Origin of the sequence: Aporhodopirellula aestuarii (assembly GCF_023701485.1) — a bacterium.
GTDB lineage: Bacteria > Planctomycetota > Planctomycetia > Pirellulales > Pirellulaceae > Rhodopirellula > Rhodopirellula aestuarii.
In genome coordinates, this window is record NZ_JAMQBK010000023.1 from 155,029 (window position 1) to 173,334 (window position 18,306).

At 56.4% G+C, this 18,306-nt stretch carries 15 protein-coding genes; 6 read left to right on the forward strand and 9 right to left on the reverse strand.

The features are described 5' to 3' along the window. Nucleotides 1-20: 20 nt before the first annotated feature. The 6 genes from NB063_RS08010 to NB063_RS08035 all read right to left on the reverse strand — a co-directional run bounded on the left by NB063_RS08010 (nt 21) and on the right by NB063_RS08035 (nt 5,540). Nucleotides 21-308 carry a putative quinol monooxygenase gene (locus NB063_RS08010; RefSeq protein ID WP_250928235.1) on the reverse strand — a complete coding sequence of 96 codons (288 nt, stop codon included), beginning with the start codon at nt 306-308 and terminating at the stop codon, nt 21-23. Between the two features lie 109 nt (nt 309-417). After that, on the reverse strand, nt 418-1,038 hold the full coding sequence (gene otnC, locus NB063_RS08015) for a 3-oxo-tetronate 4-phosphate decarboxylase (RefSeq protein ID WP_250928236.1): 621 nt from the start codon (nt 1,036-1,038) through the stop codon (nt 418-420). Further along, on the reverse strand, nt 1,035-2,339 hold the full coding sequence (gene otnK / locus NB063_RS08020) for a 3-oxo-tetronate kinase (protein WP_250928237.1): 1,305 nt from the start codon (nt 2,337-2,339) through the stop codon (nt 1,035-1,037). The genes otnC and otnK overlap by 4 nt, the downstream gene beginning before the upstream one ends. Before the next feature lie 20 nt (nt 2,340-2,359). Then, nucleotides 2,360-2,989, reverse strand: a complete 630-nt coding sequence (locus NB063_RS08025; protein WP_250928238.1) for a cyclase family protein — start codon at nt 2,987-2,989, stop codon at nt 2,360-2,362. Then, nucleotides 2,986-4,029, reverse strand: a complete 1,044-nt coding sequence (locus tag NB063_RS08030) for a Gfo/Idh/MocA family protein (protein ID WP_250928239.1) — start codon at nt 4,027-4,029, stop codon at nt 2,986-2,988. The genes NB063_RS08025 and NB063_RS08030 overlap by 4 nt, the downstream gene beginning before the upstream one ends. After that, on the reverse strand, nt 4,026-5,540 hold the full coding sequence (locus tag NB063_RS08035; RefSeq protein ID WP_250928240.1) for an MFS transporter: 1,515 nt from the start codon (nt 5,538-5,540) through the stop codon (nt 4,026-4,028). Before NB063_RS08035 ends, NB063_RS08030 begins: the two co-directional genes overlap by 4 nt. A gap of 164 nt (nt 5,541-5,704) precedes the next feature. Between NB063_RS08035 and NB063_RS08040 the strand changes: the two genes are divergently transcribed. After that, on the forward strand, nt 5,705-6,637 hold the full coding sequence (locus tag NB063_RS08040; RefSeq protein WP_250928241.1) for a LysR family transcriptional regulator: 933 nt from the start codon (nt 5,705-5,707) through the stop codon (nt 6,635-6,637). Nucleotides 6,638-6,643: 6 nt separating this feature from the next. On the opposite strand, the gene NB063_RS08045 is transcribed toward NB063_RS08040, so the two are convergent. Beyond that, nucleotides 6,644-10,183, reverse strand: coding sequence for a mechanosensitive ion channel domain-containing protein (locus NB063_RS08045; RefSeq protein WP_250928242.1), 3,540 nt, complete (start codon nt 10,181-10,183; stop codon nt 6,644-6,646). A gap of 214 nt (nt 10,184-10,397) precedes the next feature. On the opposite strand from NB063_RS08045, the gene NB063_RS08050 reads away from it, so the two are divergent. From NB063_RS08050 to NB063_RS08060, 3 genes are all read left to right on the forward strand, one after another. Continuing rightward, nucleotides 10,398-11,684 carry a hypothetical protein gene (locus NB063_RS08050; protein WP_250928243.1) on the forward strand — a complete coding sequence of 429 codons (1,287 nt, stop codon included), beginning with the start codon at nt 10,398-10,400 and terminating at the stop codon, nt 11,682-11,684. 159 nt (nt 11,685-11,843) lie between these two features. After that, nucleotides 11,844-12,026 carry a YqaE/Pmp3 family membrane protein gene (locus NB063_RS08055; RefSeq protein WP_250928244.1) on the forward strand — a complete coding sequence of 61 codons (183 nt, stop codon included), beginning with the start codon at nt 11,844-11,846 and terminating at the stop codon, nt 12,024-12,026. A 27-nt stretch (nt 12,027-12,053) separates the two neighbouring features. After that, nucleotides 12,054-12,752 carry an esterase/lipase family protein gene (locus tag NB063_RS08060; protein ID WP_250928245.1) on the forward strand — a complete coding sequence of 233 codons (699 nt, stop codon included), beginning with the start codon at nt 12,054-12,056 and terminating at the stop codon, nt 12,750-12,752. Here the strand turns inward: NB063_RS08060 and NB063_RS08065 are convergent. Continuing rightward, complete coding sequence (locus tag NB063_RS08065) at nt 12,749-13,846, reverse strand: DUF4261 domain-containing protein (protein WP_250928246.1); 1,098 nt, start codon at nt 13,844-13,846, stop codon at nt 12,749-12,751. The genes NB063_RS08060 and NB063_RS08065 overlap by 4 nt on opposite strands. A gap of 604 nt (nt 13,847-14,450) precedes the next feature. Between NB063_RS08065 and NB063_RS08070 the strand changes: the two genes are divergently transcribed. Continuing rightward, complete coding sequence (locus NB063_RS08070) at nt 14,451-15,083, forward strand: response regulator (protein ID WP_250928247.1); 633 nt, start codon at nt 14,451-14,453, stop codon at nt 15,081-15,083. 272 nt (nt 15,084-15,355) lie between these two features. Continuing rightward, nucleotides 15,356-16,732: a mandelate racemase/muconate lactonizing enzyme family protein gene (locus NB063_RS08075; RefSeq protein WP_250928248.1), complete on the forward strand. Its 1,377-nt coding sequence runs from the start codon at nt 15,356-15,358 to the stop codon at nt 16,730-16,732. A 13-nt stretch (nt 16,733-16,745) separates the two neighbouring features. Here the strand turns inward: NB063_RS08075 and gltX are convergent, their stop codons facing one another. After that, nucleotides 16,746-18,299 carry a glutamate--tRNA ligase gene (gene gltX / locus NB063_RS08080; RefSeq protein ID WP_250928249.1) on the reverse strand — a complete coding sequence of 518 codons (1,554 nt, stop codon included), beginning with the start codon at nt 18,297-18,299 and terminating at the stop codon, nt 16,746-16,748. Nucleotides 18,300-18,306: the final 7 nt, after the last annotated feature.

Sequence of the window (18,306 nt, forward strand, 5' to 3'; positions counted from 1 at the left end):
GCAGCTAAAAGTGGTGTGATTTATTCTTGGCAATACCAAGTCTGAACAGATTTACTGACGAGCATTGGCCCCACTGCCGCGTCAAATTGCTTGAAGTGATCCGTTTGTTTGTGCGCCGCAAATGCGGCAGCGTCATCGTACTTTTCGTACAAGAAACACAACTCCGGTTTGTCGGCGTCGTAGCAAACATCAAACTGTGCGCACGCGTCCTCTTTTTCGAGCGAGTTCTTAGCCTGGGCGCGCATGGCGACGCGAAACGCATCAAGGTGATCGGCGTGCACGACAAAGTTAACAGTGACAACAAACATCATCGGCCCTCCGAATGAACCATCGGGCCATTCCAACACGGCCGCTCATTAGCAGTATTAAGAACAAACATCGGCGTCTCTGGGATCACGTGAAAACGGTAGTCCAACATCATTTTGACAACTCTCTGACTTGCTCAGGCGTAAGGAATCGTGTCGCTTCGCCCCGCAACATCAAAAATAACTTTGCCGTCTCTTCGAGTTCCTCGGTGGCGTTAACCGCACTTTCCAAACTGGCTCCCGCGACCACTGGCCCATGGTTGGAGAGTAGGACGGCGTGCGAAATCTTTGCCGCTTGCTCGACGGCTCCCGCCAATTTCTCGTCACCAGGCGGGAAATAGGGCACCAGCGGCAACGTTCCGACCCGCATCACGTAATACGCGGTGATCGGCGGCAAAACGTTCTCCGCATCGATGTTGGCTAAACAGGAAACCGCCACCGAGTGCGTCGAATGCAGATGAACGATCGCCTGCTCGTTCGGCCGCGACTGATACATGCTGTGATGCAGGAACGCCTCTTTCGACGGTTTGTCGCCGCCAACCACATTGCCGACGTTGTCAATCTTGGTGATGCGATCCGGATCGAGCCGTCCCAAACAACTGTTGGTCGGCGTGATCAGCATTCCGTCAGGTAATCGCACGCTGATATTGCCCGAACTGCCCGCCGTGAGTCCCCGGTCAAACAACGACTGACCATGCATCGCGATTCGCTCGCGCAGTTCGCGTTCACTCATCTCAACATCTCCAATGCGGATTCGAAAAAGTTCGCATCACCAAAGTTGCCTGATTTTAGAGCCAGCGCCAGGGAACGTTCGCGGTCGAGCGATTCGGTCCAGGGAACTCCCGTGCAAATTTCTGGCCCGATCCGCAGCGTATCGATCCCGAGTTCCCGCACGATAGCCCCCGACGTTTCGCCGCCCGCGAGTACCAATCGTGTGAACCCGAGATCCTTCACCAGCCGAACGGTGAGCGCCGAGAGAAAATTTTCGATCGCTAAAGCAACTTCCATCGCCCCGAAACGTTCTTGTGTTTCGGTGATCTGTTCAGGCGATGCTCCCGACGCAATCAATACCGGTTGCCCCGGATCGGATTCGCTTGCCCACTTCACGATTTTGTTCTGTTCGACATTCGGATCGTCCATCACTCCGGAAACATCGATCCGATACAGCGGGCATTTGCCGTCCATGTAGCGAATCTGCCCCGCGGTGGCTCTCGAGCAACTCCCGGCAACGATCAAACTGCGTCCATCGACCTTTGGTACTTCCGGCGCAAAAACTTGGGAATGCAATAATCCACACTCGCGATAAGCGTCGGGTAAAAATCTCGCGAGACCCGACCCACCGGTGACAAGTGGAAGCGACGCACAGGATGAAGCCAGCATTGTGAGTTGCTCGTCGCTCGTCGTATCGGTCACCACCATCGAAACGTCGTCCTCTTTGAGTTGCGACAACCTTTGTGCAACGGCGGCCGCCCCCGACTCAATCACTGCGGACGACACCAGGCCAACGCGACGGGATGTTTGCTTACCCAAAAAACGTACAAGGTTCGCATCCGTCATCGGATTGAGCGGATGATTTTGCATCCCAGATTCGTTGAGCAATTGGTCGCCCACGAATAAATGACCTTGGTAAACGGTGCGACCGGCGGCGGGAAACGCGGGGCAAAAAACCGTTTGTGTAACACCGAGCGAATCCATCAGGGCTTCGGCGACCGGCCCGATGTTCCCTTCTTCCGTCGAATCAAACGTCGAACAATATTTGAAATAGAAATGCGAGATTCGCAATGCCTGCAGCGACTTGAGTGCATCAAGCGATTGGGAGATCGCGTCTTGCTTCGGAATCGACCGCGTCTTGAGGGCCACCACAATCGCGTCGACTTCGAAAGCATTCGCCAACACTCGCGCATCAGGGACACCGAGCACCTGCACGACGCGCATGCCGCCCCGGACCAAGTTATTGGCCAAGTCGGTCGCCCCGGTCACATCGTCGGCGATGCACCCCAGCACGGCGGTTCGATTCGGTTGAGTCTCTGTCATTTGCTCTTCTTCGTTTGCCCTCATCGCTCGATCGCGATCGCACGCACCGGAGAACCGTCGCCACCGCTAATTTTCATCGGCAGGGCAATGAATTCGACCCGCGACTGGGTGAGCTGATCCAAATGGGCGAGTCCTTCGACGATCAAAACATTGCCACGAAACAGCGTTTGATGAACGTCGGTGAGTTCGCGAGCATTGTTGACGTCGGCTACCGAAGGCGGCTCGACTCCGATCATCGCCACACGACGATCTACCAACCACGTCGCTAAATCGAGCGAGATCCGTGGCAACTCATTGCGATACTCGGGCGAACCGTAACGCTTGTGCCAATCCGTTCGAAACAACAACCGATCCCCCGGCGAGATCGATTCCGCCAACTCACCAAGATCCGCAACCTCGATCAGTTGCTTGGGCGTTGCAGGAGCGAGATTGACCACAATCGCTTCGCCAACACATACCGACAAACCCTGTTGGTCTAACGTCGCACCGTCACCGAGAAAATGCCGCGGCGCATCCATGTGCGTTCCGCAGTGAGAATAAAGGTTCAGCGTCGTCGCGTTCCAACCTTCAACCTCAAGTCGTTTGGCGACAGAGATATCAACGCCCGGCATGTCGTTGTTGACCGGGAGGCTTAGATCAATGACCTTCATCGCTGCCCTCCGGCGAGTCCCCGGACAGGTAGTTTCGATTGCGACGATTCATAGATCGCATCAACGACGGCCAACGATTTCAGATATTCACGACCGCTCGTTTCCATCGGTGTATCACCTGTCAGACTATCGATGAAGTGCCGCTGCGTTGCGAAAACACAGTCGCCGGCGAATCCACGACGGTGACAGGGATATTCGATATCACGCTCCGGTTCACCCAACGGTTGCAGCGTGAGACGACCGTTCCCGTAGAGTCTCAGCGAGCCCCTGCTGCCATCAATCACGGCTTCGCCAAACGTAAACCGGGCATCGGCCGAAGTCGGTTCGTTGTAACGGTTCCCCTGCCAGAGACCACTGGCCCCTGACTCAAACTCGAACATCACCGTCCCCGCGTCCTCACCCACAATCTCGGAATTGTATCGCGCCAACGTTGCGTAGACGCCGTCGATTTCACCGCCCACGTAGCGAAACGTATCGACGAAATGGACACCGGTCTCAAAGATCAGCAACCGCGGCATCTCGCGAAAATAGGGCTGTCTGGCCAAGTACGCATCGACCTGCCAACCGTCACCCATGCGGCAAGAAAACGCTATCGAATGCAACCGGTCACCGATCGCATCGCTTTCGATTTGGCGACGAATCTCACGGTACCAAGGCTGAAACCGAAAGTTCTCGTGCACCATCAACGGCACCGACGCGTCTTCCGCAACCCGCACGATTTCCTTGGCCTCGTCGATATCGGGTGCGAGTGCCTTTTGACAAATGATCGCGATTCCACGCTTCGCCGCTTCCTTCACCAATGCGAGATGCGAATCAGGACGGGTGATGATATCGACAAAGTCAGGCGACTCACGATCGAGCATCTCGCCTACGTCAGAATAGGACTTTGCGATTTGGTACTGACTCGATGCGTTCTGTGCGGCGTCAGCGTTGACATCACATACCGCCGACAATTCCACCTCAGGAATTCGCGACCACGCATCGAAATGAAATTGGCTGAAATAGCCCGCACCGATGGCGACCCCTTTGAGTTTTTTCATGCCAACGACTCCAAGCCGCCTCGAACTCCACCCACATTCTCAGCACGCCATGGATTGCCCTCTGCCTCACGAAGCGTGACACGGGCGTGTCCGGTACGATCCCCATCGTGACGCGCCTCCCGGTTCGGTTCATAAACGAATTTGGTGTAGAGCAGGGCAGCCATCACCAACAAGAACATCGCCAAGAACAACGCCAGCCGGACCTTCAATGCCGATGACGAAATCTCTTTCAACTCACGCTGCGGGTTCATAAACACCCACGCAACGAGAGCCAACACATTCATCACGGCCGCGAACAGAAAGAACGAATTCGCCGTTCCGGTCGTTTCGGCGATTCCGGGAATCGTCACGTTCGCAACAAAAAACGGAAACGCTACCGCGCTCACCGCGGCGCCCATATTGCCAATCATGTTCATGGCCGCGGAGACCGCACCGGATCGCGAACCGCCGATGTCCATGCAAAACGCCCAACTCGGACTGAGCGTCATCTCGACCCCAAATGTCCCGAGGGTGAAGTAGAAAATGAACGCCCACACACTGGTCGATTCGGTGACTTGGGTACACAACAACAGTCCGATGGAGCCGAATGCAAAGCCGATCATTGCAGGCAAACGACGCGATAAAACGGGCCTGTCCATTTGGTGAAGTTTCGTCACCGCATAACCGGAAACCCACAACGCAACCGCACCACACAATAACGGCAACGAAGCCAAGTATGCGTACTCGGCGCCATACGTTTCCACCAGATACGGCTGAAGCCACGTGATACTGATAAAGAACGTGATGTTACTCGCCGCGTACTGAAACATCGCCAGCAACACGTTCAACGATGTCACCACTTGAACGTAGGGAACCTTCGATTCCGTCGCGGCTTCCGCAGCGATACCGCGGCGGATCAATTCCACCTCCGCCTCATTGACCTTGGAATGCTGCGCCGGATCATCACGGTACCACCACCACCAAACACCGCCCCATAACAATCCGACTGCTGCGTTGGCCACGAAGGTCAACCGCCAACCGATCGCCGCGATCAACATCGGCATCAGAACGAGAGACAACGCCGCTCCGATTCGGGCGCCTGAATGGAAGATCCCTTGCCCAAGGCCACGTTCCTTCGCGGGCAACCAACTGTACATCGCCCGCGTCGCGCCGGGATACGCTCCGGCTTCACCGACGCCAAACAAAAACCGCACGACCAACAGACTTATCGCCGTGTAAACCGCACCACTGAGTGCAGTGAACACGCTCCAAATGACCACCACGATCGTCAGCCCAAGCCGCGGACCGACACGGTCACTGAACCAACCGGCCGGAATCTGAAAGAGCGCATAGCCGATGGCAAAAATGCCAAAGACATACCCCATCATTTGGTCGTCGAGGCCGGAGATCTCATCCTGCATCGGCCCCTTCGCCGCAGAGATGCAAACACGGTCCATGTACGTGTTGACCGTGTGCAAAAACACAAGGAAAACAAGCCAGAATCGTTGGGTGGTGGGGGCAACAGGATTCATGAAGATCCAAAAGAAGGAATGGCGGCAGAGCTATCATCATGCTACTCTTTAAGGGGCTTGGAACTCCCAAAATGCATTGATGATGATCAGCTTCGGCGATGATTGTACTGGCTCGTTCGCTAGGTACAATTAAATATTCATTAACAATCATTTGGTATTCCAAAATGAATGAGAGCGTCGATCCAGCCCTCCGATCGTCCGCGATTAACATCGCGCACCTGCACACGTTTCGACACGTCATGCAGCAAGGCGGCTATGCGGCAGCGGCCCGAGTCACCGACCTATCGGTGCCTTCGATTTGGCAACACATTCATGCCCTTGAGAAACTCTACGACGTCGAACTCTTCCACCGTGTCGGCAGACAAGTTCGCCCCACCGCCGCGGCCAATCAGCTCTACGAAGAAGTCGACAGCATCCTCGTTCAACTCGAATCGACGTTCGAGCGAATGAGCAGCGAACCGAGCAAGCAAACGATCCGGCTCGTTACGGGAGTCCGAATGATGATCGAAGACCTTGCCGAACCGCTCGCGATGTTCCACGAACAGCATCTCAATCGGCTCGCGATCCGGCAGGGCAACGAACGACGCGCTCTCGAGATGTTGCTCGCTGACGAAGCCGACCTCGCCTTGACGCTCGAACCCGGCCTTCACCAAGGCTCGTCAGGAATCCATTACGAACCCGCGTACACGGTCGAGTTCCTCGCCGTCTGCAGCAAGTCACACCCGTATGCGAAATCTCGCTCCAACGGACTACGTGAACTATCAAAGCATCCGTTGGTGGTGACCGCAGCAGGGACGCACGGACGCGATGCGCTGGAACAGGCGTTTCATCGTGAAGGATTGGTAGCCAACATCCATATCGAAACCGATAACAGCGCCTTCACGATCGCGTGCGTCGCATCAGGTTTTGGCGTCGGTATCCTCGCCGGTCGGCAACAGGGAGACATGTGTCGCTCGCTCGCAACGCGCTCACTCAGCAAACAGCTCGGAAAACGAAAAATCGTTTTCATGTGGCGCAAAGGACGCTTGCTCACTGAACCGATGCTGCAATTGATCGAAGCGATCAAACAGATTGAAACATCAGGCCAGCTCGCCTGAAAACTCCTAGCTTTCACCTTGACGAGATCCATCGCTTGATTGCGATCGAATGAGTGCCTGCGACAGTTCTTTTGGCAACGTCCGCAGATGCAAATCTCGTTGTGGGAATGCGATTTCAATCCCCGCCGCGTTGAACTCTTTGTTGATCATCGTGTGCAACTCGTGAATCGTTGCGAGTCGATTATCGAGATCAGCCAAATAACATCGCAGCACCAGATTGAGTGTCGAATCGCCAAAGCCTTCGAACGTCACATTGGGCGCCGGATCAGATGAAATCCGACTATGCTCGGCACAAATTTTCTTCAGCAGGTCGCATGCCTGATCGGTATCACTTCCATACGCGACGCCGACGTTAACGACCACTCGATTCGTCGTGTCCGTCAATGTCCAGTTCACCAGACGGCCGGTGATCAGATCTTTGTTGGGAATGATCAGTTCCTGTCGATCCCAATTCGTAATCGTGGTCGCTCGCATTCGAATCCGGGCCACGACACCGGTCGTATCCCCCAGCGTCACGATATCGCCAACACGAATCGGTTGCTCGAACAAGAGGATCAAGCCGCTGACGAAGTTCGCAAAGATCTCCTGCAAACCGAACCCGAGCCCGACACCGAGAGCGGCCACCAACCACTGGATGTTATCCCAGCGCAACCCGAGCGTTTTGGCACTCATGGATAGTCCGAGGAACATCAACGCGTAGGTTCCCAACGTGGTGATCGCGTAACGAACCGGCTTTTCCAACGGCAGTCGCTCCAGCAGCACGCCTTCAATCAACCCCGGCAGGTTTCGCACCGATGCCCATGTCAGCACCACGATCGGAATCGTTTTGACCAAATCGGCGAGCGTGACGTAGACGATTTCGCCTTTCTCATCGACGCTCTGCCACAACCGGATCGCTTCGAGATACCCAACGGCTGGTAAGACCGGCGACCAAATCCATGCGACTCCGATGAGGGTCGTGATCGCCAAAAACGTGCTGACCAATCGACTCGTCTGGGCGCTGATCTCAGATGCCTCCATGCTCGCGGGTGCCTCGACTTCTACCCCCACGGTGCCAAGCCGTTCGGCCTGCTCAAGACGTTCGCGATGCACCGCCCAAGCGAGCCGCCGACGCTGAGTCAACAACCACCGCCGCGTCGTACCGCCAATGAAGAACGCGACAATGCAAAGCCAAAACGTGTAATAGAACTGCTCGATCAAAACCTCAGCCGCGCTGCCGTATCCCATGATTGAGATGATCGCAAAGATGATCGGCAACCAAACGATGGGAAGAAACCAGATGTGTCGTAAACGAGCCAACCAGCCGTCGGGATTGTCACGAATCGCAACCGAAAAAATTCCCTTCTTCGGCTCGAGTGTCCGCCACAACACAATGCTGAGCAGCACCATGCCCGAGATAAACATCAGACGACTGAGGGCCTGCGTGAGTTGATACCGCCCGAGCTCAGATGTGGTCACGTAAACGATCATCACCGGCAGACCGATATCGATCAAAATCCGCAGCCACCGGCGGAGTCCACGAATGGAATCTTCATCGGTATTGAAATGGGCGATGGCGAGACCGTGCGGACGCAGACATTGACGAAGCAGCTCGATCGGAAATGCCGCCATCGCCGCCAAGTGCAATGCGCGAACGACCGCTCGAACAAGAGGCTCTTGACCGCTCGACGCATCAAACGCATCGCCGATGATCCACAACAACACGACCAGGGGCAATGTCAACGCAAGTGACAACAGCGACGTCGCGTACGTCGGTTGAAGCGACAGAGTTTGACGACTCGCGGCGCGTTTTCCGTGCTCTATAATCCGCCGTCTCAATCGCGTGCCGAACCACATGATCGTCGCCAGGGCGACGATCAAGACGACGACCAAATCAGGACGCTTCCACAACCCTTCTCCCAACCGCAGCGCCAGCAATTTGAGGTGACGCGGGTGCATGATCCACCGGAACGATTGCCACGCCAACGGAATATCGAGCACGCGAAACACCGCTTCATTGCGAATCCAAACGATGTGTGAATCGATCTCGGAATCAAGCCTCGAGACGGTCTTTCGCAACTCTTCTAATTCCTGCCGACGATCGACCAGCTTTGTCAAATGAGTTTCGAGATCGCCGATGAACTTACCGAGCAGTTCAACTTCGGTGGTCGGCAGATTGCTGGAACTGCGACTGTTCCCCATGATCACCCGTTCGGAAAACACCTCCATCGGAAGTTCACCGGCAACGGAGTCATCCACGCCTTGCAGGGTCAGCTCAAGTTGACGTTGGAGATCGCGCCGCTTTTCGATCGTGCGATCGATCGTTGTGATTTCGTTGCTGATCCGGTTGATCGAGGGCAGCCGATTCTTCATCAACTGCAGCTCTAAACCGACACTGCTCGACAATCGCTCTCCGGTGCGATTGGATTCCGCAATCAACGCTTGGGTATCGGTAAGCCGTTTGGACCAATTGTCGGTTTCGATCTTTTCCTTGGCCAACATCCGCTCGGCTTGATCAGTCTCACCGATGATCTCAACCCAGACATCCTTGAGCTTCAGAATCTGAGACGACTCCGCATCGCCGCCGGCATCCTCGATTTCTTTTTGGTACTCAGTCAAATCTTGCTTGATCTGGCTTTGCCGACGCATCTGCAGCGTCGTCGCCCAGTCGTTGTAGACCAACTCCGCTTGCCGAACATTTCGCTTTGCGGCGGCGCTTTGCAGTGGCAAGAGGTCGGTCTGCGCCTCGAGCAGCATCTGCTCTCGCAACAAAGCCTCAAGACGCTGCTTGGCGGCCGATAATTGTGCGGCAAGCAGCGACTGGCGAACGTGCTTGAGCCTGCCTTCGGGATCATCGGAGAGTTCACCAACGGAGGCCGCTTCGATGGTTTCGATATCACGACGCTGAGCGGTTATCTCAGCGGGCAATTTTTCCAATCGCGTTTTTCGCTGAGCGATGGCTTCGTCAACCTTCTGCGCACGCTCCCGCGCGGCGGTTAATTCTGTGTTAGCGAGCACGAGACGCTGCTTGACGTCCTCGACCGACAAAAACCGATCGTGGGCGTCTTCAGAGACCTGCAGCGGAAGCTCGGCTTCCCGTTTCGCGGCCGCTTTGTCAGCCTCAATTTGAGCGAGAGATTTTTCGAAACCTGCGACCGCGTCCGAGGCGGCGCGATGCGACGCAAAAACCTTGGCGAGTTCCTGCAACGAAGCCAGGATCCGATCCCGCAACATCGGATCGATCGATTCATCGGCCGTGACGCGAGCGATCTCGCTAGCGACAACTTCCGCATTGGTCAGCGGCGTCGGCTCGAGAGACGTCACCGTCTCGCCCGGAAGCGGTTCCACACCCGTCGTCGCCGTATCGCCAGTCTGCAACGGCATCGCAAATGCGAGATGATGCAGCGGTGGTGACGTGTTCCCACGTGATCCATCAGCTAACGAAACGTCGTCCGCTGATGCCGACGAGCAGAGCATGCACAGCATGAGGCCCACGGCGAGCAGGCCGATCGGCTGACTCGGGGACGAGGCGGGGTGTTTTCGGAAAAGTTCAAGAATTCGCAACATAAGGTGTAGTCTGTAAAAACAAGGAGTCAGGCCGAAAGGGCAAAAGTCCCAAAGCGGTTTCACGGCTTCTCTTGACGGGACCACGCCCGTTTTGTTAGCGGATGCACGTATGGGCCAACCTTCCTGCGATTTCCGAACCGATGCGAATACAAACGCGCTCCATACCGTGCGAGGTTGGGGCGGCGCGCCCTGCCATCGTGAACAAAAAAACGACTTGCCGTCAAAAATCGGCCTCCTTCTGTACAGCGGATTGCTGTTAACGCTGTACCTACTCGGCAATCACGAGGCCGTTGCCCAATCGCCGCTGCCGGGTTCACCGTCGAACCAAACTCAATACGTCCTACTCAACAACGATCGAGTGCTTTCGGGAACCGTTTGGGCGCGAGGACAGTCGGTGATCGTACGACGTGGTAACGAAGCTGAACTGACCCTGCAAGCACGTCAAGTTGTTGCGGTTGCTGACGACCTACCAGCCCTCTTTGAGGCGAGAATCCGATCACTGCGGCGGAGGACACTACCGTCGGTCGATGACCTCATCGGTGATTTGCGTTGGTGCATCGACCAAGGACTGCCCAACGAGGCAACCGGCCTCTTAATGAAGATTTACGCGGTCTCGCCAAATCATCCCGTCGCGTTGCAACTCGAATCACGACTGCGTCGCATGGCGGTGGCACAATCGACGCCGAATGCATCTCCGGAAAACGAGATCAACGAAACCGTCGACGACTTCGCATCCGAAGGCGTGTCCCCGGCCAGTCATATGGTCGAACGCCAGCCGTTGGAACCCGCCCTTTCAACTCCGGCACTGCCAATCAATCCCACCACCGCCCCCGCATCGCTGCATTATTTCACTGCGAAAGTGCAGCCGATCTTGATCTCACGCTGCGCGCGGTGCCATCACGACGAAGCACCTGTTGCCACCAACTGGAACCTGGTGTTGCCACCCAGCGGAGCCCTGCGTGTCACGCAGCGAGGTTCCATTGCCAACCTCGAAGCGACGCTGGCCTACTGCGACCCTCGAAATCCGTTTTCGAGCACACTGATCGAAAAGGCGACGCTCGATCACCACCAACCCACCGGCACGGAACCGTCGCCCAACGAGAAACCACAACCGCCCATCGCTGAACATGAACTCGCATTGGTTCGAACGTTGGGCGATTGGATCAGTTCGCTGCCTCCCCAAAAGTCGCGTCTGTCCGGCCCCGCGACAACAACCACTGACATCGAGGCTGTCGAAGAAGGGCCACTCAGCCCGATCCGACCGTCCGAGGTAGCCGCATTCTTATCCAGCCCGCCAGCCCCCGAAATGAGCGATCCGTCGCTCCAACCGGAGCCCCCACTGGATGAATTCACACCTTTCCCCGAACCACAACATCGGTCGGTGACCGATCCCGGATTGTCGCGTCCGGTGCGTCTACCAATCGTCGAAAACCCCGATGATGTGCGGCATTTCAACCGAGAAACTCGGCTCCGTCGCCAGCTCGGACTCGGCAGTCGATAACAGCGGAATTCCCATGTTTTCTGCGTTTCAGAAGTTCATCCGCGAGGAGTATCGCTCGGTTTCGCCCCTGGCACGCAGGTTGCAACGTGAGTTTTGTTTAGGTTTCGTGCTTCGCACCCTCGTGCCCAGCATTTTGTTCCCCAACGAAGACTCACGATCATGGATTTCATCCGCTTGCTACTGGCTTTTGTGCTACCTCCGGCATCCGTGTACATTCAGTTCGGGCTTAACAAGTATTTTTGGATCAATTGCTTGTTGACGCTGCTCGGTTTTGTCCCCGGCGTGCTACACGCGATTTACATCATGTCGTCGCGTCGCCCCGGTCTCGCTCGCCTTTCGTAAATTGAATTCTTGGCCGCTAACCAACCAATGCACTCAGGATCCGAAACGGCCGTTCAATCATCAGAACATTTACCAACAGGTGATGACAACGGATCGTGCCCGCGTATCGACCGAGTGTTGTTGATCCCTGGGCTGATGGAACCACGAACGGCGATGTTGCCGCTGAAGTATCGGTTGCGTCGATATCGAAACGACGTCGAGATCTGGCGCGATCGCTATATGTTTCGTAACGTCGAAAAAAGCGTGTCGCGACTAGCCGACATGATCTCCGACGACTCGAGCGATCAATGTTTCGGTATCGTCACACACAGTTTCGGTGATTGGATTGCGAGACAGGCGATCGCGAGCGTGAAAGATCACCGCGTCGGCGCATTGGTGTCACTCGCGCCGGTGATGGGCTGCGGACACATTCCGAAACTCATGCACCTGCTCGGAGGCGATTTGATTCCCGAGATCGCAATCATCTCCGACCGAGAACAGGCACAGGCCGCGCTCGACTGCGACGCCAAACTGAAACGAATGGTCATTTGGGCTCAAATCGACTTTGGCGTTCACCGCGTCGACTTGTCAGGCCTACCCGATATCGATGTTCGCCTCGCCGCAGCCACACATCTCTCCGTGGTGATGCAGCCCAACGTCCACACGATCATCGAGAAGTTTCTGTTCGGAGATGAACAGCCGTCGATAAACCGATGGACAAACGCAAAACGACAAACGGCGAATTAGAAGGGCACTGAACCGGGTGGATCATCCCCGTCGTCGAGATCGTCCAGGTGATCTTCGAACGTACTGCCACGTACTTCGTGATCATCCAGAAAGCTTTCTTCGTCGTCGTCATCGTCGAGCAATTCATCGAGCTCGTCGTCCATCTCCTCGTCGCCGGGATCGAGCAAGTGCTCGGGCGGTTCGTGCGGGTCTTCGGGGAACCATCGAATCGTCGGCCGCGGCGGATCTGATAGAGATGTGCCACACTCGATCGCCGACCAACTAATGTCGCCAGGCCCGTCGGCTGTATCCCCCGTGCAAACGTCTTCGTCCCCGGCAAGCAGATACAGCGTGGCGTGGCGAAGGAAATTTTCGATGTCGCCGGGCTGGTAAATGTCCCGCCGACAAACGGCTTCCATGTCCGGCAGATCAAACTGGCCGTTGCCAACCGTGTCCATCACAACCCAGCCGTCCTCTTCGGCAAAAATCCTCACGTTTGTCCACATATCCAGCGGCGGCAGTTCATAGCACCACGCATGGTTGAGCCCCTGACGCAGCAAGGTGGCGTCCCGCAGGATTTCGCCGCCGGGGTTGAAGTAGCACAACGCATGCGGTGATTCCAGCAAAGCGGTGACGGCCCGGGTCAGCGTTTGAAGTTCGGCGATGGCGTCGTAATCCTCCGGCACCATCGGGAGATCTTCGTCATCGTCCTCATCCGAGCCGAGCACATAACTGATCAGAAGGCGGACGTGGGCTGTGTGCTGGGACACGATATCGGGCGCCCCGTCCCAACCCCACGACTGTGAAGTTGCCCGGTCCAAACCGCCGGGAAAGGCTAGAGGTCCGAATTGTCCAAGTGACCACGCGACGAACCGTTCAGGGGATTCGTCGGGATCGCCCATATCGTCGGGCCAAGGGGAACTGGTGGGCGTGACCAACAAATGCCCCCCCACCTCCGGCCGAAACGCGTAAACGAGGGTCTCGGGGGCATCCTCGTCGTCGGCCTCCTGGCGTGCGACCAATTCGAACGATTTCAGACGCTCTTGGATTTCCTCCAGCGGAAGTGGCTGCTTCAACAGCACACACATCCCCTGGGTGAACAATCCTTTAGCCATCAAGTCACTCCTGTCCGGTTGGTTTTGCCGGCGATTTTCTCCGTACTGCCGGGGGCGCCGAACCGATCGGTTTTCTGTCACGCCATTTTTTTTCTCGCTCTCGCAGACCTCAATCTAAGGCAGAGTGGGTATTAAAGCGACCGTTTGACCGTCATTTTGCAACGGTTGCAACAAAAATAACGAAGGCAAGTTGGGAAATTGGAGTGATCATTCCGCCCGGGAGGGACGAACAAAATCACAGCTGGGCTGTATAAATTAGAGTTGACTAGTTCCTACTACTTAACAGAGGGCCACCCGTGGGCCGCCCCTCGACTTATCAACAGAATTCTCATCTGGGGGGTATTCGGTAGAAAAACATTAAGACTGCTAACATTGAGCGTCATTTTCCGTAATAATCCATTACGGTTGCCACTACTGGTTGCCGCTTTTCTACCTTATAGAGGTAGGGCTATTTCCTACCTTTTGGAGGTAGGTGATTAGGAGTCCCCCCGATTTTCAGGTACCACACGTTTTTTCGTTGGAACCGAATGAGTCGAGCCACCGTCTACTTGCCGAATACCTCTTCTTCTCGCAACGTCACCCCCCTACAGTTTGGAAAGTTCCAATGTCAAAACGACTCCTTATCGTCGATGATCACGCCGTGTCACGGTTGGGTACTCGTGCCGCCCTTGCTAATACCGACATCGAAGTGATCGGCGAAGCGACCAAAGCCGCCGAAGCCCTTGAGTTCATCAGCAATGATGTCCCCGATGCGATCCTCCTCGACATCCGGATGGATGGCGGCGATGGACTTAACACACTCGGTCGTGTCAAACTCGACCATCCTGATCTCCCCGTTCTGCTGTTCTCGGGATACGACAATCCGACCTACGTCGCCCGCGCAGTTGCCTTGGGAGCGTCCGGATACGTTCTTAAGACCGCCCCCGTCGAACGACTGATCGAAGCACTCAATCTGTGCTTCGCTGGCGAGCAATCGTGGACCCGCGAAGAACTTCGTCGCGTCACCGGCGCCCTGGCGACTCCGCGGATGAACCAAGACATCGACGTGCCCTTGACTCAGCGTGAAAGCGAAGTCTTGCGTCAGATGGCTCTCGGTTTGACCAACAAAGAAATCGCCAAGATGCTCGGCATCAGCTACGAAACGGTCAAAGAGCACGTCCAGCACATTTTGCGTAAACTCGGCGTTTCCGATCGCACCCAAGCTGCTGTTTGGGCCGTCCGCAAGAACCTCGTGTAAGACACGTACTCGAAGAGGTCGGGTTGTCATCGCCTCTGCCACGACAACCCGGTAGCTTTGCCGTTGGCAAACTCATTCAAACGACGACGCGGGTGCCCCCCGCTAGTTTTCAGAACCAAGAAGCGTTTGTGCGTCTGTTCTGAAACAGAACTTATCGACGATTGCGAATACCTCTCGCCCGGACCTTTCGCGTCCGAACGGGAGGTTTTTTAATTGCATCTCGACGTTTGCAGCCCTACCTCAAATTTCTAACGTTCCAATAGCCGATCAGCATGGATCTCCTTCCCCGCACCGCGTTGACCGAGTTTACCCTGCGCCTCGAAGAAGAGGCGTACCGATACCGAACACCCATGAAGTTCGGAGGACGCGTTGTGACGGACGTAACCGTGGTGAACGTTCACTGCGACACGACCCTGGCCGATGGGCGTCGCGGATGTGGTCTCGGCAGCATGACGATGGGCGTCGCGTGGGCGTGGCCGGATCCGGAGATCCAGGACGCGACCAAGCTCAGCATCATTGTGAAGCTCGCTCGCCGGATCGCCGCCGCGTTTGAATCGTCAGGCGAAACCGGACACCCGATCGAAATCTGCGTCCGATTAGCGGCAACACGCAAGCGGATCGCAACCGAAGTCGCCGAGCAATACGGTCTCACGCAACCAATTCCTGAACTCGCCGTCTTACTCGCCGGATCGCCGATCGAAGCGGCACTATTCGACGCCCACGGCAAGGCAGCCGGGGCGAGCAGCTACGCCTTGCTCACCAGCGAACATCTTCCATCGGATCTCGGCGAACTCCTGCACGACGAAGCCTATCGAGGCCTCACTCTCGATCAGTTCATCTCGCCACGTCCAAGCGACACGCTGCCGCTGTATCACCTCGTCGGTGCTCTCGACCCGCTGACGCCGGCAGACGTCGAAGCCCCAGTCAACGACGGATTGCCTGAGACACTCGGCGATTGGATCCAGCGCAACGAGTTAACTCACTTGAAAATCAAACTCAACGGCGACGATCCGAACTGGGACCTCGAACGCATCATCAAGATCCACGACGTTGCCAACCAAACACTGCACCGGGGAAGTTCCACGGGCAAGCCCTATTGGTACTCACTGGATTTCAACGAGCGTTGCCCCAACGAAGAATACGTCCTGCAATTGCTCACCGATTTACAAACGCGATGCCCCGAAGGTTATGACCGCGTTGAGTACATCGAGCAGCCGACCGCACGCGATCTCACTCGCCCCGACGCCGTAACGATGCACCGCGTGGCCGAACGAAAGCCGGTTGTGATCGACGAGTCGTTGACCGACTTGGCGAGCCTGCGTTTGGCGGTTTCGCAGGGTTACACGGGGATTGCTTTAAAAGCGTGCAAAGGACACTCCGAAGCACTCCTGCTCGGTGCGGTCGCCCGGCACGAAGGGCTGTTTCTCTGCGTCCAAGACCTCACGTGCGTGGGCGCGTCGCTACTGCACTCGGCGTCCCTCTCCGCTCACATTCCGGGCGTGGCCGCCGTCGAGAGCAACGGACGACAATACTGCCCCGAAGGAAACTCCTCGTGGATGAATCGGTATCAACCGATGTTTGAAATCCGCGGCGGCGAAGTCCCCACCAACCTGCTCGCCGGCGACGGGCTCGGATACGAACTCCCGTAATCGGAGTCTGCGGTTAAGACGCCTTTGCCAGCGTCTGGTCGATTCGCGCCAGCGTCCGTTCTTTGCCGACCACTTCCAGCGTTTCGAACATGCCGAAACCGCCTGCGGCACCCGTGGTCGCGACACGAAGAGCGTGGATGATGTCACCCAAACCGATCGACTCTTGCTCACAAAATGTGTTCAGGGTTTGCTCAACCGACGCGGCCGAAAAGTCCTCGCATGTCGCAAGATGCTCTCGCAATTTGCTGAGCAATTCGACGGCGTTGCCCGGTTTGACGATCCGTTTCTGATACGCCTTGTCGTTGATTTCATAATCGTCGACAAAGCAATAATCGAAATCGATGATGTCGCCCGCCATCCTCAACCGGTCACCGACGGCGGCGACCACGCTCGCCAATCGCTTCTCTGAACTCGCGTCGCCCGGCTCCACCCAACCCGCGGCGACCGCGAACGGTTTGACTCGCTCGGTACGCTGCTCATCGGACAACGCGGCGAACGCGTCCGCTTGGAACGACGTCAACTTCGCGGGATCGAAGGAAGCCGGCGCTTTGTTGACCCGCGCAAGCGTAAACAGCTCGATCATCTCATCGCGGGTGAATTTCTCACGCTCACCATCGAGCGACCATCCAAGCAACATCAGGTAGTTCAGCAGGGCGTCAGGCAGAAAGCCGATCTCGCGATAAAAGTCCACCAGCACCGGATTGAAGGTGTCGTCATCGGTGGTCAACTTGCACCGCTCCGCGATTGCCTTCCCGCGAGTCATCAGGTTCGCGAAATCGCGATTTTTGAGGTACTTGTCCAGCTTTCGCTTGCTGAGCTTGGCCGTACCTCCGGGTTCGGCGACATACGGCAGGTGGGCATAGGTCGGCAACGGATACCCGAGCGACTCAGCGATGAATGCCTGACGTGGCGTGTTAGGCAAATGCTCCGCCGCACGAACGACATGGGTGATCCCAAACGCATGATCATCCACGACGCTGGCGAGGTGATACAACGGACTGCCATCGGCCCGCGCAATCACGTGGTCTTGCTCGGACGCCCATTCGACTACCACTTTGCCTCGGATCAAGTCTTCAATGACACATTGGCCCTCGCGTGGCATCTTCAATCGGACAACGCCCTCGCGGCCTTCGGCTTCGTACTTTTGAACCGTCGCCTCGTCTTCGGCCATCCATCGACGATCGTAAACAAACGCCTGACCACTTTCACGAGCGGACTCGCGGAGAGTTTGGAGCTCCTCGGGCTTCGCAAAATCCCGATATGCGTGGCCGGACGCGAGCAATTTGGCGATCGCGTCGGCGTAGAGTTCGCCTCGCTGCGATTGGAAATAGGGCTCATGGGGCCCGCCAACTTCCGGGCCTTCGTCCCAGTCCATTCCGAGCCAACGAAATCCTTCCAAAATCGGCTGCAGAGCCGCCTGGACGTTTCGTCCGGCGTCGGTGTCGTCAATCCGCAAGATGAATTGACCACCACTTTGACGAGCGAGCAACCAATTGAACAAGGCGGTGCGTACGCCACCGATGTGCAGGTATCCGGTCGGGCTGGGTGCGAATCGGGTGCGAATCATGAGAAAA